Origin of the sequence: Erythrobacter sp. (assembly GCF_030066995.1) — a bacterium.
In the GTDB taxonomy this organism is placed as follows: Bacteria; Pseudomonadota; Alphaproteobacteria; order Sphingomonadales; family Sphingomonadaceae; genus Erythrobacter.
Genome location: NZ_JASJAP010000003.1, coordinates 158,347 through 175,921, shown reverse-complemented (window position 1 = coordinate 175,921; position 17,575 = coordinate 158,347). Strand labels below are relative to the sequence as shown.

Here is a 17,575-nt window from a genome sequence, read left to right as displayed (position 1 = left end):
GGCGGTCATCGGCGGCGCGTCAGTCGCAAGCGCCCACGCGCTCCTGTTTGAAGGCCATCGTCATTTCGATCGGGCCGAGTTCGGGAACCGAGCCGCTCATTGCCATCGTCATGTCGGAGCTCGTTGGTGTTACCGTTCCATCGAGCTGAGCGGACATGGTGCCCATGCCCTGTCCCTGACAGGTCATCGCCATGTTCACATCGCCATCATCGATGGTGAAGCTTTCAATGGTGCACGCCTCGTTCTGGCCCCGCTTGAGCGAATCCTCAAAACCCTGCTCCGCCATCTCAGGCGTCAGGCAAAACTCGCCCGTATTGTTCATCGCCCCGCCCATCATTTGCGCCATCTCGGGCGGCGCGCCCGGCATACTGACGTCGATCACAGTCATTGTTGTTGCGTATTTTCCGGGTTCGGGCTTCATCTCGCGCCGCACTTCGGCCATGGCGTCGCGCGCTTCCTGCGCCGTCACCTTGCCATCGGCATCGGCGTCCGCATCAACCGAAGACCCTCCTCCCCCACACGCCGAAAGCGCAAACGCAGCCAAAAGTGGCACGACAACCAAACGCGTCATATCTTCCCCCTTAGATCAGTTTGCGGCCAAGACCGTCCAATACGCTCAGCAATCGCCAAGCCGGTTCTGCCTCACCCGCATGGTCATGGAACCGGGCCCGCCGCCCATTTCGCCCGTCATCTGCATGGTGACATCCGATGCCGTGGGCGACCCGGTGCCCGACATCACCATGGTCATCTCGCCCATATCCGTGCTGCACACCATCTCGGCCTCGATGCGTCCGCCCGTGGCCGTAAAGCTGTTATAGCGGCACTCGCCATCCTGCGACTTGCGCAGCGCTTCCTTGTAGCCTTCCTCGACTTCTTCGGGCGTCACACAAATGGTGATGCTTCTCTCAAGCATGCCTTTCATCATCTCCGTCATGTTGGCGGGCATGCCGGGGATCTCGGCCGAGATAAGCTCAAGCCGGGATTGGTATTGGCCAGGCAGCGGCTTCATTTCCTCATCGATCGTTTGGGCGATCACTGCGCCCGCGCCCAAAAGCGCCGCCGCGCTTGCCAACCAAATCCGCATGTTCCGCACCTCCCCCAAGACCCCGCGATTCGGATCATGACCGAATTGAAGCCGCGGCGCTAGAGCGCGCTTCGCCACTTCACAATCAACCCGAGCGCGCACATATGAAGGCCCATGGCAGAACTCGTTATTCGCAGGGGCCTCGACGAGCCCGAAACCGGCGAGGAATTCACCCCCCACCGCCCCGAGCGCCCCGAGAAATCGATGCCGGGCAAGCGGTTCGAAATCGTCTCGGACTATGAACCCGCCGGCGACCAGCCGACGGCGATCGCGGAGCTTGTTCAAGGCGCGCGCGATAACGAGAAAACGCAAACGCTGCTGGGCGTCACGGGCTCGGGCAAGACCTTCACCATGGCCAAGGTGATCGAGGAATTGCAGCGCCCGGCCCTGATCCTCGCGCCCAACAAGATCCTCGCCGCCCAGCTTTATGGCGAGATGAAGAGCTTCTTCCCGAACAACGCCGTTGAGTACTTCGTCAGCTACTACGATTACTACCAGCCCGAAGCCTACGTGCCGCGCTCCGACACCTATATCGAGAAGGAATCGAGCGTGAACGAGGCGATCGACCGGATGCGCCATTCCGCCACCCGCGCTCTGCTCGAACGCGACGATGTGGTGATCGTGGCCTCGGTCTCGTGTCTTTACGGCATTGGCTCGGTCGAGACCTATTCGGCGATGATCTTCGACATCAAAAAGGGCGAGACCGTCGATCAGCGCGAGATCATCCGCAAGCTTGTCGCGCTGCAATACAAGCGCAACGACGCCGCCTTCGTGCGTGGGTGCTTTCGAGTGCGCGGGGACAATCTGGAGATCTTCCCCAGCCACTATGAGGATATGGCCTGGCGCATCAGCTTCTTCGGCGACGAGATCGAGGAGATCGCCGAGTTCGACCCGCTGACCGGCAAAACCGGCGCAAAGCTCGACAAGGTGCGGGTCTACGCGAACTCACACTATGTGACCCCTGGCCCGACGATGAAGCAGGCGACCGAAGCGATCAAATTCGAGCTTGCCGAACGGCTGAAAGAGCTGGAGGCGGAAGGTAAGCTGCTCGAACACCAGCGGCTCGAACAGCGCACGCATTTCGATCTGGAAATGATCGCCGCGACCGGAAGCTGCAACGGGATCGAGAATTACTCACGCTTCCTCACCGGGCGCCTTCCGGGGGAGCCCCCGCCGACGCTGTTCGAATACCTGCCCGAAAACGCGCTGCTTTTTGTCGATGAAAGCCACCAGACCGTGCCGCAGATCGGCGCGATGGCGCGCGGGGACCACCGGCGCAAGATCACGCTCGCCGAATACGGCTTTCGCCTGCCCTCGTGCATCGATAACCGCCCGCTTCGCTTCAACGAATGGGACGCGATGCGCCCGCAGACCTTCTGCGTCTCGGCCACGCCCGGCCCGTGGGAGCTGGAGCAGACGGGCGGCGTGTTTGCAGAACAAGTCATCCGCCCCACCGGCCTGATCGACCCGCCCGTCACCATCCGCCCGGTCGAGGATCAGGTGCAGGACTGCATCGAGGAATGCAAGGCGACCGCCGCCAAGGGCTATCGCACGCTCGTCACCACCCTCACCAAGCGGATGGCCGAAGACCTCACCGAGTTCATGCACGAGGCGGGCGTCAAGGTCCGCTACATGCACTCGGACGTGGAGACGCTGGAGCGTATTGAACTGATCCGCGACCTGCGCCTTGGCGTCTATGATGTCCTGGTGGGGATCAACCTGCTGCGCGAGGGGCTCGACATTCCCGAATGCGGCCTCGTGTGCATATTGGATGCGGACAAGGAAGGCTTCCTGCGCTCCGAGACCAGCCTAGTCCAGACCATCGGCCGCGCAGCGCGCAATGTCGATGGCCGGGTGATCCTCTACGCTGACCGAATTACCGGCAGCATGGAGCGCGCCATGGCCGAAACCGACCGCCGCCGCGAGAAGCAGGAGGAATTCAACAAGGAACACGGCATCACCCCGCAAACGATCAAGCGCGACATCGCGGACATCGTTGCGGACGCCGCGAGCAAGGATGGCGTGGTGGTCGACACGGGCGATGAGGAGGTCAACAACCGAGCCGAAAGTCTCAGGGGCCACAATCTGCGCAGCTACATCGAAGACCTCGAAAAGCGCATGCGCGACGCCGCCGCCAATCTCGAATTCGAGGAAGCCGGACGCTTGCGCGACGAAATCCGCCGTCTGGAGAATGACGAGCTTGGGCTGCCCGATGAGCAGAAGGCAGCGCCGATCAAGGGCAAAAGCACCGAAGGAAGGCCGGGGACGAGAAAGACACGCTATGGGAAGACAAGGTACAAGCGGGTGGGCGGGAAGGCTTAGGCGCCAAAACTGAGTGTTTACAGTTGATTTTCTATTTTATCTTCGATAGAACTTTTCGTATCGGAGAACGTAAATGCAGATCGAGATTGACTTTGACGTCTTCAAAGCCTTGACCGCGCTTCGAAAAACGGAAGAGGATACCTATAATTCAGTCATTCGCCGCCTATTGAAGCTTGAACCAATCAAAGGCGAAGCAAGGGACATAGGTACGGTTGAGGATATCCTCGGCGGAGGTCCGGGCTACCGGAATAATTTATTCCAGTTGCTCGCAAAATTGCCGCCCAGCGCCATGACAGCCAAGCATGGGAATTTTCTCAACTCTCTGACCGATGGTGGAGCTTGGTACAGCAACGTGTTCTTTCCTGAAGGCACGCTGTTCCGTGCTTCATACAAAGGGCAGACCTACGCCGGCGAGATCCGAGAAGGGTGTTGGGTCGATCAGGAAGGCAACAAGAGGACCAGTCCGTCAGACGCTGCAAGTGCGATCTCCGGCAACAACGTGAATGGCTGGAAATTTTGGTACGCTAAGCGGCCCAGCGATGATGATTGGGTAAAGCTTGATGAGCTCAAGCAATGACCCGCATCGATAAACTCTACGCCAAAATCCTCGATAACCCTCAACTGCGCATCTCGTTCAAAGACTTCGAAGCCCTTCTCACTGCATTCGGCTTCGAAATGCACCGTCAAAAAGGCAGTCACCGACACTACAAGCATCCGGACGTGCCGATCATCCTAACTGTGCAGCCACGCGGAAAGGACGCGATGCCTTATCAGGTGAAACGCCTTCTTGAAGTGGTAAGGGATTATGACCTACATATGTGAGCGTGAAGAACGCGCACTATCATATCAATCTTTTTTGGTCGGATGAGGATGGCTGCTGGATCGCAGATGTCCCCGATCTGAAGTATTGCTCGGCGCACGGTGATACACCCGATGAGGCCATCGCCAGTATTCAAGAAGCGATCGAGGGCTGGCTGGAAACGGCAAGGGACAGCGACCTCCCGATCCCGGAGGCTCGCTATCGCCCCGCCATCTACGCGTAAGTCTTGATGCGCTTTGCGCGGGATGCTTTAGAGCGCCCTCATGAACGCCCGCATTCTCAGCGCCCTCAGCGCCGCCGCCCTTGCCCTTGCTCTGAGTGCCGCTCCCGCCCTGGCTGACAGCCACCAGGAAGGCGCTTCATCTCAAGCCGCGACAATCGAGCCGCAGGTCAAGACCACGCAGCATTCCGGCACGTTCGGCGGGGTGCGCATGAACTACACCGCGACCATTGCCGAAACGATCCTCGAAGGCGACGCCAGTAGTTCGCAAGGGGGCAAGCAGGAAGCCGTCATCGTTACCACCTCCTATGTTAAGGACCCGGCGGACACCTCTCGCCCGGTGTTCTTCATCTACAACGGCGGGCCGGGTTCGGGCTCGGTCTGGCTCCAGATGGGCGCGTTCGGGCCCAAGCGGGTCGCGATCCCCTCGGACGCGCGCGACGATGGCGCGCCGCCCTATCCGATCCTCGATAACCCGGCGAGCCTGCTCGATGTTGCTGACCTTGTCTTCATCGATCCGCCCGGCACGGGCTTTTCCTATCTGACCAAGGGCACCGACACCTCGAAATATTACGGCCTACGGCAGGACGCGCGCGCGGTCGCCTCCGTCATCCGCCGCTGGATTAACGATAACGGACGCTGGAACAGTCCCAAATTCCTCGGCGGCGAAAGCTACGGCACCAGCCGCACGGCCATGGTGGTCGATGAGCTTGAGGGTTCGACGTATAACGATGTCGCTCTTAACGGCCTGATCCTCATATCGACCATTCTCGACTTTGCGGGCCGCGAGCCGACGCCAGGCAACGAGATGGCCTATATCGTCACCCTGCCGAACATGGCGACGGCGGCCTATTATCACGGCGTCGTCCAGGCGAGTTCGGTCGAGGCGATTGCGCAGGAAGCGCGCGAGTTTGCCATCGGTCCATTTGCGACCGCGCTGCTCAAAGGTCAGAGCCTTCCCGACGCCGAGCGAGCGGCGGTGCGCGCGCGGCTTTCGCAGCTTACGGGGCTATCCGAAGCCTATCTCGACCGCGCCAATCTGCGCGTGACCGCTCAGCGTTTCTACAAGGAGCTTCTGCGTGACCGGGGGCTTACCATCGGGCGACTGGATGCACGCTACACGGGCGTCGATTACGATAACGCGGGCGAACACCCCGACAGCGACCCCAGCTTTTACGGCATTGACGCGGGCTACACCGCCGCGATCAACCAATGGGCGCGCGAAGGGCTCGGGTTTGAAACCGACCGGCCCTACAGCTCGATCGGCGGGCTTGGCGCGCGGTGGGACTGGTCGCTGAGCGGTCAGGGTCGCGGCGCGTATCTCAACCTTGCGCCGTTCATCGGGAAGGCCATGCGCCAGAACAGCGGGCTCAAGGTCTTCAACGCGCAGGGCTGGTACGATTTTGCAACGCCGTTCTTCGGCGCGGAATACTCGCTCAACCGCATGGGCATTCCGCAGGATCGGGTCACGTACAAGTATTACGATGCAGGCCATACGATGTATATCCGCGACGAAGACCGCGAACAGCTTTCCGAAGACATTCGCGCCTTTATCCGTGCGCGATGAGGGCCAAGACCCCCAGCCGCTGGGCCGCGCTAGCCATCGGCGCTGTGGCGCTTGCAGCCTGCAAGCCGCCGCCAACCGATGCGGGTATGAACCGCGCCATGCCCGATCCGGCGCCAACCTACGCTTCGGAGCCTTTGCCCTCTCCCGACACCGAAGGCGCTTTGTGGACAGCAAGCGCGCGCGATGGGAACCGGATCATCTATGGTGTGCCCGGCTCACCCGCTCTGATGTCGCTTGATTGCCTGACCGATGAGAAACAAGCGCGCGTGCGCATCACCCGGCCGAGCCCTGCGGATGAGGGCGCCAAAGCGCTGATGGCGCTGGTGGGCAACGGTCATATCGGCCGGATCGAAGTCGACGCCACGCACGTCGAGGGCGCGATGGTCTGGCGCGGCGAAGCGCCCGCCGACGACCGCGATCTGGAACCTCTGGCCGGTCCGCGCGCGGTCAACGCGACGGTTCCGGGCGGCGGGCTTGTCAAACTGAACGCGAGCGATCTGCCCATGCGTCTGGTGGAGCGTTGCCGCGAAGGCTAGCGGGGGCGGCGCGCAAGCTCAGGCAGGGTATCGGGCGTCAGAACCTGCGGCAGCTGTTCGGGTTCTGCGCCGGGCTCGTACCATAGGTAAAGCGGTACGCCGGCCGCCCCCTGCTCGGTCAGGAACGCGGTGATGGCCTCATCGCGCACGGTCCAGTCGCCCACCATGGCGATGACCTCCGCTTCCTCGAACGCCTCGGCGGTCGCCTCGCGCTCGATCGCCACGCTCTCGTTCACCTTGCAGGTCACGCACCAATCGGCGGTGAACCACACGAAGACCGGTTTACCGCTTGCGCGCCCCTCGGCCAGCGCCTCCTCGGAGAACTCCTGCGCGGCCAAGAGCGACGCCGACGCACCGCGCAAGGGGCGTTCAAAACTGGCGGGCAGCGCCACCGCCCCGAAAACGAGGAAGGGCGCGGCGACGAGCGGAAGAGCGGGCCAGGCCATTTTGCCCGCGCGTTGGAGCTTGCCGACCACCCACAGCGCCAGAATGACCCCGAAGACGGTGAGCAAGGCCAGCATGGCAAAATAGCGCCCACCAAGCTGTGCGGTGAGCCAGACAAGCGCGATGGCGGTGAGGCCCATCGGGATCGCCATGATGCGCCGGAACGTCTCCATCCAGGCGCCCGGCTTGGGCAGGCGGCGGCGCAGAGCGGGTACAAAGCCGAGTGCAAGAAATGGGAGCGCCAGCCCCAGCCCCAGCATTGCGAACAGCACGAGCGCGAGGGGCGCGGGGAGCAACAGCGCTGCGCCTAGAGCGGCGGCCATGAACGGTCCCGTGCACGGCGTGGCGGCAAAAGCGGCGAGCAGCCCGGTCGCAAACGCGCCGCCCGCTCCCTTGCGCGCGCCAGACCCCGTGTCGATGCTGGGAAGTTCGAACACACCTGCAAAGTTGGCGGTGATCGCGGCGGCCAGCACCAGCAGGACGATCACGACCGAAGGCTCCTGCAATTGAAATGCCCAGCCCACCTGCTCGCCCGCCGCGCGCAAGGCGAGCAGTACCGCGCCGAGCGCCACGCAGGCCAGCACCACTCCGGCAGTGTAGGCGAGCCCCTCGACCCGCGCCGCTGCCTCGCTTTCACCAGCACGCGCGAGACTAAGAGCCTTGAGGCTGAGTATCGGAAACACACAGGGCATGATGTTGAGAATGAAACCGCCAACCAGCGCGCCGATCGCGAGCGTCCACAGCGGCGGAACAGCGCGTGTCGCCGGCCCCGCGATCACCTCGCCGCCCGTCGGCACTTCGCCGGGCACCGCCCTGAAGCGCACGCCGGATTCATCCCCAAAGGCGAGGATGCCTTCAACCGCGCCGGGAGGCGCGGCGTTCCCGCGACCAAGCGGAACATCGACTGTCAATGTGTCGCCGGCGCGGCGAAAGCTCTGCGCTGCCGCGTAGTCAACCAGCTCTTCGTTGGCGATGAAGACGTGCGGCGCGGCCAAGGTAACGCTTTCGGGCAGCGGGATCGCCAGGCGCAGCGTATCTCCGGCGAGATCAAACGCCGCTTGCGCATCGAGCAACGGCGCCACCTGCGCGCGCCATTTCGGAAAATCGCCAAGGCCAATCCCTGCCTCCAGCACCGCGTCTTGCGGCACGCACACACGATCGGTGCAGGCGAGAAATTCGACATAGCCGGTCAGGGTCGGGATGCCTTCGATCTCCGCATCCTCAGGCACGCTCACCGGCACCAGGACGGCGTACTCACCCTCGTAAATGTGGTTCATCAGATCGCCGATCAGGAGACGATCGGGCACTGGATAGAGCGCCTCGCCCATTTCCCAGCCTTCAGGCAGATCGAGGGTCAGCCGCAGGCCCTGCCCTGCATCGCCCGGATTCTTCCAATAGCCGTGCCATTCGGGCGCGCTTGGCGAGAAGGTGAGCGCGAGCGTCCATTCCCGGCCCGGCGCAGGCAGGTCTTCCGCGAGCAGCTGCACTTCGATGTTGGCATCGCCATAGAATTCGCGGCGTTCGGTCTCCTGCGCGCTCGCTGCGCAGGCAAGGGCCAGACTTGCGAGGCACGCAAAAACCCATGCAGCGAAGTGTCTTGGCCAAGGGGGAAAGAATGTTGCGTCGGTCACGGCCAAGCCTCTAGAGCGGAACACATGGTGATCGCAAACGGACCGGACAAGGTGACACAATGACCCAGACGCACGAGACCCGCGACCTTCTGATCCTGGGCGGCGGCCTTGTCGGCATGGCGCTCGCGCTGGCGGCGGCGAAGAAGGGGCTGTCGAGCCATGTCATCGACCGCGCGGACCCGGCGGAGCTGACCGCCGAGGGGTTCGATGACCGCGCCACCGCGATCTCGACCGCGAGCTGGCATATGTTCACCAATATCGGGATTGCCGAGGGCCTTGAGGAATTCGCCTGCGACATCGCCAGCATTGCAGTGACCGATCAGCAAAAGCCGGGCCGCATCGATTTTCAGCCTGACGCCGATCAGGGCACCCTGGGCCGGATGTTCCCGAACCGGCGTTTGCGGCTGGCCCTCTTCGAGGCCGCCGCTGAAGAACCACTCATCAACTGGGTGTCCAAGGCCGAGGTGACGGAGCGCCAGCGCTCCGAATACGGTGTCGCCGCCGTGCTCGCGTCGGGAGAGAAGCTCAAAGGCCGACTGATGGTCGCCGCCGAAGGGCGCGGCTCGCCGACGCGGGAAGAAGCGGGCTTTACGCTCGCAAAATGGGACTACAAGCACCGCGCCGTCATCGCCGGGCTCACCCATTCCAAACCACACGACAACGTTGCCTGGGAGATCTTCTACCCCGCCGGCCCCTTCGCGCTGCTCCCCATGAACGACGACGCGGACGGGACGCACCGATCCTCGCTTGTATGGACCGTCTCCGAAGAGGATGGACGCGGCGTCATGAAGCTGGGCGACCGCGCGTTCCTTTCCGAGGTGCAAAAGCGCATGGGCGATGTCCTTGGCGAAGTGACGAGCGTGGGCAAGAGATCAAGCTGGCCGCTCGGCTTCCATCACACCGCCAAGATCACCGATGAACGTCTGGCCCTGGTGGGCGATGCAGCGCACGGCATACACCCGATTGCGGGCCAGGGCCTCAATCTGGGGCTGCGCGACGCGGCGGCGCTGGTCGAGGTTCTGGCCGACGGCGCGCGGCTGGGCCTGGACCCGGGCGACGCACAGCTTTTGAAGCGATACGAAAACTGGCGCGGGCTCGACAGCTTCATGGTGAGCCTTGCGACCGACACTCTGACACGCTTGTTCGGAGTGCCCGGCAACGCCGCCTCGGCTATCCGGCGGTTAGGTATGGCCGGGGTGCAACGCACCGGGGCGTTGAAAACCTTCTTTATGGATGAGGCGCGCGGGGTGTCCGGCGATCTGCCCGAATTGCTGCGCGCCTGACGTGAGAGCTTAGCCGGGCGTTTCGACGGCGCTTGGTTGCGCAACGCGGTTGCCCGACCCATCGCGCAGGCCCCGCTGATCGAGCACGGCGGCCGCTTCAATGTTCTCAAGCGCCTCCATCGCGCTGGCGAAACGCTCCACATCGGCGATCCATGCGTCGGCCTTGTCCGCGCCGGGCAGGCCGCGCACTTCCTCGATCGCGCTGCGATAGCGCCCCTGCTCCATGGCGTAACGCGCGCGCTCAAGCCGCCGTTCGGGCTGGCTGGAGGGCGTCGATTCGCGGCGAATGACGAAGAGTTCGCCAATCTCGCGGGAAAAGGCCTCCCATGACGGCCCTTCGCTGCGCTCCTGTAACTGCGGCCCCAGGCCGTCGAGCCGGGCCAGCAGGCCATCGAGCCGGATCGGAGGATCGATGCGCGAAAAACTGATGATCGTGTTGACCGCGTTCGGGCGTTCGTCGCCGAACCGCAGCCGCAATTGGTCGGCGAGATAGCCAAGCTCATCCCCGCGCTCGACCAGACGGCGCGTGGCGAAGGCGATCAGCAGCGCTTCGGCGCGCGCGGCGTTTCCGGCGGCGGCCTGCGCTTGAATATCGAGCCGCGTCAACCGCTGCTCGGCGGCGGCAAGGCGCTGTTCAAGTCCGCCCTGCTGCTCAGCGACCCGCGTGACCGCTTCCACAGCCTCCTCGGGCGTTTCTGCCTCTCCCAGGGCTTCGGCCAACGGGGTGGGCGATGGGGAAACAGCCGCGCTGGGCACCCCTGTCGGGGTGGGCGAGCCGCTCTCGGCGATCGTTTCCACTCTTGGCGGTTCGGGCGGGTCGTCCGTGCGGGCGTTGTGCCAAACCACATAGCCGACCAGCGCGCCGCCGATTAGAAATGACGCGCCTGACGCAAGCAAGGCGCCCTTCATGGGCGAATTCTTGCGCCGGCTGCCATACTTCGATTCCATACCCGTCTTATCTCTTATTGCGCCCCGAAAAACCGCTCCCGGCCCGACACCAATGCCGTGTTTTCTCGACAGTCAACGTTCCGGCGCGGGAGACGTTCATGTCGTCCTTATTGGCATAGCGCGGACACCATGGCCAGCAGCGCCTCGTCGCTTGGCTCCATTGCGATGTGGACAGCGGCCCATCCGCCCTCATCAGCCGCGCGCGCCGGTTCGGCGATGCGCTCTCCCATCGCCGCCAGTGTGACCCGGCTCCGGTCCACAGATAGCCGCGCGCATTCAGAGACGAACTGGCGGGTCGAAGCCGCCGAGTGGAGCAGCACGATCACCTCGCCTTGCAGCAGTGAGGCGGGCTTGTCGAGAAAATGGCGAGGCTGAACGGCGTAGACCGGAAGCGGTTCGAAGGATACGCCTTCGGGCCAATCGAGCGCGACATATTCGTTTCCGACAAGCCGCAGATAATGCACCGGTGGCTCCACGGCATCGAGAACGCTCTGCAAGCCCCCTTGGCCAAGCCGCGTCACCTCAAAGCCAGCCGCTCTCGCCTCGCGCGCGGTGGCCTCACCCACGGCGTGGACCGGCAGATGCGTCAGCCGGGCGAGATTTTTTCCACCCAGGCGCATCGCGTTCGCGCTGCCGATGAGAAGCGCATCGAAGCGCGAGAGCGATGGCACTTCCCATTCCACAGGCACCACGCGCGACAGCGCGAAGCCGTGCATGGCCAGCCCCATCTGGCGCCCGAGGGCCAGCGTTGCGGACAGGCCGGGCTCAGGCCGGATGGCAAGGACGGGTGTATCGCTCATGCGCCGCGAAAATGCTCCGTTATTGCAGGCGACGAGCGGCTCAGAAGATCGCGCGCAAGCGCCAGAACCTCATCGTTCTCGCCCGGTTTGAAATGGGCCTCTCCATCCACGCGCTCCTGCCCGTCGGGCGAAAAGAGCGAGGCGTCGAGGACCATAGTGCCGTCGACATAGTGGCACGTCGCCGCAACCGGTGAGTGGCATGTGCCTCCCAGAGCCTCAAGCAAGAGCCGCTCGGCGCGCAATTCCGCGTGCGTCTCGCTGTGGTCAATCGCCGCCAGCGCGTCGCGCGTCGCGCTGTCGCCGGCGCGGCATTCCAGCGCGATGACACCCTGGGCCGCTGCCGGGCGCCACATCGTCTCGTCGATGGGAACGCCCACATGCGCCTGGCCAAGCCGCTCAAGCCCGGCCGCCGCCAGAAAGGTCACATCCGCCTCTCCCGCTTCCAGTTTGGCAAGACGCGTCGCGACATTTCCGCGAAACGTGACGACCTTGCAATCCGGGCGCTGCCACAAGAGCTGGGCTGCCCGGCGCGGGGCGCTGGTGCCCACCACGGCACCCTCCGGGATTTCAGCGATCCCGGCGGCACCGATCAGACAATCGCGCCGGTCCGCGCGCGGCAGGACCGCGCCAAAGACAAAGGCATCGGGCCGAATCGTCTCCACGTCCTTGGCCGAATGGACCGCCACATCGATCCGCCCTTCGACAAGCCAGACATCGAGTTCCTTGGTCCACAGCGCTTTGCCGCCGATTTCCGCCAGCGGCCGGTCCAGCACTTTGTCACCGCTCGCCATCACCGGGACCAGTTCCACCTCGTCCTCAGCCCAACCATGCGCTGCGCAGAGCCGGTCGCGCGTTTCATACGCTTGCGCCATGGCGAGGGGCGAATTGCGTGTCCCCAGGCGGATTCTCACCGCCGGGTTCGTGTGCTTAGTCATGGACATCCCTTCCGTCCGGCTTGCCCTAGCCCGCGCAACGACTAGATGAAAGCGCGATGGGATCACAAGCGCGCATCTCCGCTGGAAAGGCAATCGTTCTCGGCATCGAGTCGAGCTGCGATGAGACAGCTGTCGCTCTGGTGACTTCCGAACGGGTTGTTCTGGCCGAGCGCATCGCCAGTCAGGAAGCCGAACACGCGCCTTATGGCGGTGTCGTCCCCGAAATCGCCGCGCGCGCCCACGCCGAGCGCCTTGCGCCCATGATCGACGCCGTGCTCGAAGACGCCGGGATCGGGCTTGAAGCGGTGGACGCGATCGCCGCGACCGCCGGGCCGGGCCTGATCGGGGGCGTTATGGTGGGTCTGGTGAGCGCCAAGGCGCTGGCGATGGCCTCGGACACGCCGCTGCTGGCGATCAATCACCTCGAAGGCCACGCGCTCTCCCCGCGTCTTGCCGACGAGGCGCTCGCCTTTCCCTATCTGCTGCTGCTGGTTTCGGGAGGGCACTGCCAGATCCTGCTTGTCGAAGGCGTCGGTGAGTATCGCCGCCTTGCCACAACCATCGATGACGCGCTTGGCGAAGCGTTCGACAAGACCGCGAAGATCATGGGGCTCGGTTATCCCGGAGGCCCGGCGGTCGAGCGGCTGGCGAGCAAGGGCGACGCGGTGGCGGTTCCCCTGCCCCGCCCGTTGAAAGGCTCCAGGGAACCGCATTTCTCGTTTGCCGGGCTCAAGAGCGCGGTCCTGCGGGCTTATGAGAGCGGCGAGCACGCCGACGCTGACCTCGCCGCCAGTTTCCAACGGGCTGCAATCGATTGCCTTGTCGATCGTTTGGACCATGCGCTGGAGCGGATTAGCACCCCTCCCGCGCTGGTCGCCGCCGGGGGCGTTGCGGCCAATCTTTCGGTGCGCAGGGCGCTGGAGGCTCTGGCTGAGAGGCGAGGAATGCGCTTTTGCGCGCCGCCGCTGAAGCTGTGCACCGATAACGCGGCGATGATCGCCTGGGCCGGATGCGAGCGCCTGGCGAAATCGGGAGAACTTTTTGAAGGCGACCCGCTCGACTTTCGCGCCCGTCCGCGATGGCCGCTCGACCCCGAAGCCGAAGCGGTGCGCGGCGCGGGAGTGAAAGCATGAGCCAGCGGGTCGGTGTCATCGGCGCAGGCGCCTGGGGGACGGCTCTGGCGCAAATGCTCGCCAGCGACGGTCGCGAAGTCCTGCTGTGGGCCTATGAGCCCGAATTGGTCGAGACGATCAACGCCGGGCATCGCAATCCGCTCTACCTGCCTAGTGCTGAACTCAATCCCACGATCCGCGCGACCGGTGACATGGGCGACTTCGCTGAAACGGACATCGTTCTTGGCGTCACCCCAGCGCAAGTTCTGGGCACAGTGCTCGCCAGCCTCCCTCGTTCCCCGCGCGACCTGGTGCTGTGCTCGAAAGGCATCGAGGCGGGCTCCGGACGGCTGATGAACGAAGTCGCGCGCGCCGCCTGCCCCGATAGCGCGGTTGCTGTGCTCTCCGGGCCGACCTTCGCGCACGAAGTCGCCGCTGGCCTGCCCACCGCGGTCACGCTGGCGTGCTCGGGCGGCGAGGCGCAATGGGAACGGCTGGTCTCTGCCATCGCGCGGCCCTCGTTCCGCCCGTATTATTCGGATGATGTTACCGGGGCGGAGATCGGCGGGGCGATCAAGAACGTGCTGGCGATCGCCTGCGGCCTTGTTGAAGGGCTTGGCCTCGGTCACAACGCGCGCGCAGCGCTGATTGCGCGCGGCATGGCGGAAATGCTGCGGTTCGGAGCGGCGCTGGGCGCGCGGGCCGAAACGCTGTCGGGCCTGTGCGGTATGGGCGATGTGGTTCTGACCTGCACCTCTACCTCCAGCCGCAATTTCTCGCTCGGCAAAGCGCTTGGCGAAGGCGCCAGCGCGGCGGAACTCATGGCCGATCGTCGCACCGTCGCCGAGGGCGCGCACACCGCTCCCGTACTCGCCAAGCTGTCCAAGGATCGCGGGATCGCAATGCCGATCACCGCCGCAGTGCAGGCAATCCTCGACGGCGCCGCGCCCGGTGATGTGGTCGCCAGACTGCTAGCCCGCCGGCTCAAGCGCGAGCGCGACATCTGACATGAGCGCAGCGCGAAACCCCGATCCGGCCACGCACCAGGACGATATGGCGGCGCTCGCCAAGGGCGGCAGGACCAACACGATGGGCTTTGTCGTGCGTCTGATCGCTCGCATCCCGTTCATCCTGATCGCCACGCGCCTTTATGGCGCGGAAGCGCTGGGCCGCTTTGCCTCTGCGCTGGTGTTGATCGAAGTGCTCGCGCTGGTGTGCTCGCTGGGCGAAAAGCGCGGCCTTGCCCAGCGCCTCACCGAAGGCGGGACCGAGCATGGCAACCCGGATGGCGAGCCCGAAGTCAACCTCGTCTTCGATGGGATGCTGCTTGCCCTGTTATGGTCCGGCGCCGCGTGCCTGGCGCTCTGGATCTACCCCACGCCGATGTTTCCCAGCGGGATGAACAGCCCGTATGACATGTGGTTGATCGCCACGATCCCGGCCTTTGCGCTGACCGAGATCATGCTCGCCGCCCAGGCCTACAAGTACGACATCGCAACCACGGTGCGCACGCGCGCCATCGTGGAACCCTGGACGATCAGCATTGCAGCCGGCGTGTTCTTCTACATCGCGCCGCTGCGCGAATTCGGCCTGGCGCTGGCCTTCATCGTCTCGATCTTCGCCGGGCTGATCACCGCCGCTTTCTCCTTCGTTCGCACCTATGGACCACCCCGCGACTGGACCCCCTCGGGGCGCGCCATGATAAGGCAGTCGAGCCGCGCGCTGCCGCTGATCGGCGCGGACGCGATCGAGCGCGGCACGCGGCTGCTCGACATCTTCATTCTCGGCTTCGTCGCCTCGCCGGTTGCAGTCGGCATCTATTACGCGGCCCAGCAGATCGCGAGCCTGCCTCAAAAGCTGAAGACCAGCTTCGAGCCGATCCTGTCTCCGGTGATCACGAAGAACCTCAAGAGCGGCAACCTTGCGGCCATCGCCACGCAGGTGCGGCAGGTGGGCTTCTGGATTATAGCGGTGCAGCTCGCGATTGCTCTCGCACTCGCCATTCCGGGCGAAGCGGTGATGGGCTTGTGGGGGCCGGATTACGTCGCCGGGACTGCGGCACTGGCCTTTCTCCTCGCCGCCGAGGTCGCCGCGTCGATGGCGGTCGTATCGGAAAGCGTCCTTGTCTACATCGCGCGCAAGCGCAATCTTGCGATCTCGGTCTTTATCCTCGGTCTTCAGGCGGCGCTGACCTTTGCCTTGATCTTCGGGCTGGAGCGACTGGCGGATGAGTTCGGCCTTGATGTCGACGGCTTTGCGACCGCCGGTCCGGCCATCGCGCTGTTCCTTGCACTTACGGTCTCAAGCGTGATCAAGGCGCTGGTGCTCAGGAAACTCCTGGAAGCGCCGGTGTCGAACCTGCGCTGGGGGCTGGTCTGGGCGATGGGCCCTGCGGTCGTGATCGGCTTTGTGTTCATCTCGCTGCCGCCATCGCTGGAATGGGTGGAGCTTGTCCTCGGTATCCCGGCGATCCTCGCCGTTTACGCCTTGGTGCTTTGGTACCGGGGATTCGAAGAATCGGACCGGGTCCTGTTTCGCAAGAACGTGGTGCCGGCGACCGTCCCGGATCCTGGCGACAAGACCTGACGCCGCTTGCGTAAAGCCGCCCCGGTGCGATCTCGCCGGTTGCGCTCGAAAGCGACGGTGCTAAGTCGCGGCGATCCTGCCATTCACCTTGGAAAGAAGCCTTTTTGCCATGTCCCAATCCCTCGCCAACGCGCTGCCCCTGATCATCATCAGCCTTGTTCTGCTGGCGATCGCAATCTGGCTTTTCGTGCGGTTCAATCAGTCGACCACCATCGTCGGCGATCAGAGCCTGAAGCGCGATGTGCTCGACGAAGGCGCCGCACCGGCGCAGCGCAACCAGGCGTTGATCGATGCCAAGCCCGCCGTGGTGGAAGACACGTCCGCCCCGCTGGCGACAGCCCAGCCCGCTCCGGCGCCGACGCCCGATCCGCTCCCGCCGCTCTCGAAGGAGCCAACACCCGCGCCCGCTCCCGCCGCGATGGACGACACACCCGCTCCGCTTCCAACACCCGCGCCAAGCGCCGCTGCCAGCCCCGCTGCCACCAGCAATACCGCTGACGATCTCACGACGATCAAGGGTGTGGGACCGAAACTCGTCGGCATCCTTGCAGCCGAAGGCGTCACAACCTTCGCGCAGATCGCCGCGTGGAGCGATTCGGACGTGGCCGCGATCGACGCCAAGCTCGGTCGTTTCAAAGGCCGCATCGCGCGGGACCAATGGGTCGAGCAAGCCAAGCTGCTGATTTCCGGTGACAAGTCGGCCTTCGCCGAGAAATTCGGCAATAACGGATAAGAATTCGAAGCGCGAACTGTCAAACCTGTGCTACACCCCTTACCGTCTAGTAAGGAGACCACTTATGGTGCAGCGCATACTCGTTGCTGAGGATGAGCCGATCGTCGCGTTCGATCTGTGCGATACGGTCGAAGAGGCGGGCTATGAGGTGGAAGGTCCCTTTAGCGGGGTGTCATCCGCCGCTCTGGCGTCGGAAAAGGAAAAGCCGGACCTCGCCATTCTCGACATCACTCTCGAGGACGGCGAAGTCTTTTCCCTCGCCAAGCGGCTTGAGGCGGACAACGTGCCGATCATTTTTCATTCGGGCGCGCATTCGCGCGATGAGGTCGCCGAGCAATTTCCGGCCGCGACAACCCTGATCAAGCCGTGCCCGCCTGCGGAAATGCTTAGCGCGGTCAACACCGCCCTTGAGCGAACCGAGGAAGAGGATACGCACCTGGCCAGGGCGACGATCAACGTCTGACCGAGCCTGAGCCCGGCGCCCCAAGGCCGGGCGACGCGTCGCGCTGGCTGCGCCCATGCGCGCCAAGCGTTACGGGGTTGAAGGGCCTGTG

18 protein-coding genes are annotated in these 17,575 nt (G+C 64.1%); 12 read left to right on the top strand and 6 right to left on the bottom strand.

Features of this window, described 5'->3' with window-relative positions; all coding sequences use genetic code 11:
* Nucleotides 1-19: 19 nt before the first annotated feature.
* Complete coding sequence (locus QNI87_RS09370; RefSeq protein WP_300595948.1) at nt 20-571, bottom strand: DUF3617 domain-containing protein; 552 nt, start codon at nt 569-571, stop codon at nt 20-22.
* 45 nt (nt 572-616) lie between these two features.
* Nucleotides 617-1,084, bottom strand: a complete 468-nt coding sequence (locus QNI87_RS09365) for a DUF3617 domain-containing protein (RefSeq protein ID WP_300595947.1) — start codon at nt 1,082-1,084, stop codon at nt 617-619.
* Between the two features lie 114 nt (nt 1,085-1,198).
* Here QNI87_RS09365 and uvrB point away from each other — a divergent pair, with 114 nt between their 5' ends.
* From uvrB to QNI87_RS09335, 6 genes are all read left to right on the top strand, one after another.
* Nucleotides 1,199-3,406: an excinuclease ABC subunit UvrB gene (gene uvrB / locus QNI87_RS09360; protein WP_300595946.1), complete on the top strand. Its 2,208-nt coding sequence runs from the start codon at nt 1,199-1,201 to the stop codon at nt 3,404-3,406.
* A 73-nt stretch (nt 3,407-3,479) separates the two neighbouring features.
* Nucleotides 3,480-3,983 carry a DUF4357 domain-containing protein gene (locus tag QNI87_RS09355; RefSeq protein ID WP_300595945.1) on the top strand — a complete coding sequence of 168 codons (504 nt, stop codon included), beginning with the start codon at nt 3,480-3,482 and terminating at the stop codon, nt 3,981-3,983.
* Complete coding sequence (locus QNI87_RS09350; protein WP_300595944.1) at nt 3,980-4,228, top strand: type II toxin-antitoxin system HicA family toxin; 249 nt, start codon at nt 3,980-3,982, stop codon at nt 4,226-4,228. Before QNI87_RS09355 ends, QNI87_RS09350 begins: the two co-directional genes overlap by 4 nt.
* Nucleotides 4,229-4,230: 2 nt before the next feature.
* Nucleotides 4,231-4,449: a type II toxin-antitoxin system HicB family antitoxin gene (locus tag QNI87_RS09345; protein WP_300596102.1), complete on the top strand. Its 219-nt coding sequence runs from the start codon at nt 4,231-4,233 to the stop codon at nt 4,447-4,449.
* Between the two features lie 40 nt (nt 4,450-4,489).
* A complete protein-coding gene (locus QNI87_RS09340; RefSeq protein WP_300595943.1) occupies nt 4,490-6,013 on the top strand; it encodes a peptidase S10 in 1,524 nt (507 codons plus the stop codon).
* Nucleotides 6,010-6,549 carry a hypothetical protein gene (locus QNI87_RS09335; RefSeq protein ID WP_300595942.1) on the top strand — a complete coding sequence of 180 codons (540 nt, stop codon included), beginning with the start codon at nt 6,010-6,012 and terminating at the stop codon, nt 6,547-6,549. Before QNI87_RS09340 ends, QNI87_RS09335 begins: the two co-directional genes overlap by 4 nt.
* Here QNI87_RS09335 and QNI87_RS09330 read toward each other — a convergent pair.
* The gene (locus tag QNI87_RS09330) at nt 6,546-8,624 is read right to left on the bottom strand and encodes a thioredoxin family protein (protein ID WP_300595941.1); all 2,079 of its coding nucleotides are present in this window, start codon (nt 8,622-8,624) and stop codon (nt 6,546-6,548) included. The two genes, QNI87_RS09335 and QNI87_RS09330, sit on opposite strands and share 4 nt — an antisense overlap.
* A 59-nt stretch (nt 8,625-8,683) precedes the next feature.
* Here QNI87_RS09330 and QNI87_RS09325 point away from each other — a divergent pair, with 59 nt between their 5' ends.
* Entirely contained in the window at nt 8,684-9,907 is a 1,224-nt protein-coding gene (locus tag QNI87_RS09325) for an FAD-dependent monooxygenase (protein WP_300595940.1), read from the top strand.
* 9 nt (nt 9,908-9,916) lie between these two features.
* On the opposite strand, the gene QNI87_RS09320 is transcribed toward QNI87_RS09325, so the two are convergent.
* From QNI87_RS09320 to hemC, 3 genes are all read right to left on the bottom strand, one after another.
* Nucleotides 9,917-10,855: a hypothetical protein gene (locus tag QNI87_RS09320; RefSeq protein WP_300595939.1), complete on the bottom strand. Its 939-nt coding sequence runs from the start codon at nt 10,853-10,855 to the stop codon at nt 9,917-9,919.
* Between the two features lie 107 nt (nt 10,856-10,962).
* Entirely contained in the window at nt 10,963-11,655 is a 693-nt protein-coding gene (locus QNI87_RS09315) for a uroporphyrinogen-III synthase (RefSeq protein ID WP_300595938.1), read from the bottom strand.
* Entirely contained in the window at nt 11,652-12,596 is a 945-nt protein-coding gene (gene hemC, locus QNI87_RS09310; RefSeq protein ID WP_300595937.1) for a hydroxymethylbilane synthase, read from the bottom strand. Before hemC ends, QNI87_RS09315 begins: the two co-directional genes overlap by 4 nt.
* A 50-nt stretch (nt 12,597-12,646) precedes the next feature.
* Here hemC and tsaD point away from each other — a divergent pair, with 50 nt between their 5' ends.
* The 5 genes from tsaD (at nt 12,647) to QNI87_RS09285 (ending at nt 17,484) form a co-directional block, all read left to right on the top strand.
* A complete protein-coding gene (gene tsaD / locus QNI87_RS09305; RefSeq protein WP_300595936.1) occupies nt 12,647-13,723 on the top strand; it encodes a tRNA (adenosine(37)-N6)-threonylcarbamoyltransferase complex transferase subunit TsaD in 1,077 nt (358 codons plus the stop codon).
* Nucleotides 13,720-14,709, top strand: a complete 990-nt coding sequence (locus QNI87_RS09300; protein ID WP_300595935.1) for an NAD(P)H-dependent glycerol-3-phosphate dehydrogenase — start codon at nt 13,720-13,722, stop codon at nt 14,707-14,709. Before tsaD ends, QNI87_RS09300 begins: the two co-directional genes overlap by 4 nt.
* A 1-nt stretch (nt 14,710) precedes the next feature.
* On the top strand, nt 14,711-16,288 hold the full coding sequence (locus QNI87_RS09295) for a lipopolysaccharide biosynthesis protein (protein ID WP_300595934.1): 1,578 nt from the start codon (nt 14,711-14,713) through the stop codon (nt 16,286-16,288).
* Between the two features lie 109 nt (nt 16,289-16,397).
* Nucleotides 16,398-17,021, top strand: a complete 624-nt coding sequence (locus QNI87_RS09290; RefSeq protein ID WP_300595933.1) for a hypothetical protein — start codon at nt 16,398-16,400, stop codon at nt 17,019-17,021.
* Nucleotides 17,022-17,085: 64 nt separating this feature from the next.
* Nucleotides 17,086-17,484, top strand: coding sequence for a response regulator (locus tag QNI87_RS09285; RefSeq protein ID WP_300595932.1), 399 nt, complete (start codon nt 17,086-17,088; stop codon nt 17,482-17,484).
* The last annotated feature ends 91 nt before the right edge of the window (nt 17,485-17,575 follow it).

Coding starts and splice junctions, on each gene's coding strand:
- QNI87_RS09370 (WP_300595948.1), bottom strand. CDS start 571: ATGACGCGTTTGGTTGTCGTGCCACTTTTGGCTGCGTTTGCGCTTTCG.
- QNI87_RS09365 (WP_300595947.1), bottom strand. CDS start 1,084: ATGCGGATTTGGTTGGCAAGCGCGGCGGCGCTTTTGGGCGCGGGCGCA.
- uvrB (WP_300595946.1), top strand. CDS start 1,199: ATGGCAGAACTCGTTATTCGCAGGGGCCTCGACGAGCCCGAAACCGGC.
- QNI87_RS09355 (WP_300595945.1), top strand. CDS start 3,480: ATGCAGATCGAGATTGACTTTGACGTCTTCAAAGCCTTGACCGCGCTT.
- QNI87_RS09350 (WP_300595944.1), top strand. CDS start 3,980: ATGACCCGCATCGATAAACTCTACGCCAAAATCCTCGATAACCCTCAA.
- QNI87_RS09340 (WP_300595943.1), top strand. CDS start 4,490: ATGAACGCCCGCATTCTCAGCGCCCTCAGCGCCGCCGCCCTTGCCCTT.
- QNI87_RS09335 (WP_300595942.1), top strand. CDS start 6,010: ATGAGGGCCAAGACCCCCAGCCGCTGGGCCGCGCTAGCCATCGGCGCT.
- QNI87_RS09325 (WP_300595940.1), top strand. CDS start 8,684: ATGACCCAGACGCACGAGACCCGCGACCTTCTGATCCTGGGCGGCGGC.
- QNI87_RS09320 (WP_300595939.1), bottom strand. CDS start 10,855: ATGGAATCGAAGTATGGCAGCCGGCGCAAGAATTCGCCCATGAAGGGC.
- QNI87_RS09315 (WP_300595938.1), bottom strand. CDS start 11,655: ATGAGCGATACACCCGTCCTTGCCATCCGGCCTGAGCCCGGCCTGTCC.
- hemC (WP_300595937.1), bottom strand. CDS start 12,596: ATGTCCATGACTAAGCACACGAACCCGGCGGTGAGAATCCGCCTGGGG.
- tsaD (WP_300595936.1), top strand. CDS start 12,647: ATGGGATCACAAGCGCGCATCTCCGCTGGAAAGGCAATCGTTCTCGGC.
- QNI87_RS09300 (WP_300595935.1), top strand. CDS start 13,720: ATGAGCCAGCGGGTCGGTGTCATCGGCGCAGGCGCCTGGGGGACGGCT.
- QNI87_RS09295 (WP_300595934.1), top strand. CDS start 14,711: ATGAGCGCAGCGCGAAACCCCGATCCGGCCACGCACCAGGACGATATG.
- QNI87_RS09290 (WP_300595933.1), top strand. CDS start 16,398: ATGTCCCAATCCCTCGCCAACGCGCTGCCCCTGATCATCATCAGCCTT.
- QNI87_RS09285 (WP_300595932.1), top strand. CDS start 17,086: ATGGTGCAGCGCATACTCGTTGCTGAGGATGAGCCGATCGTCGCGTTC.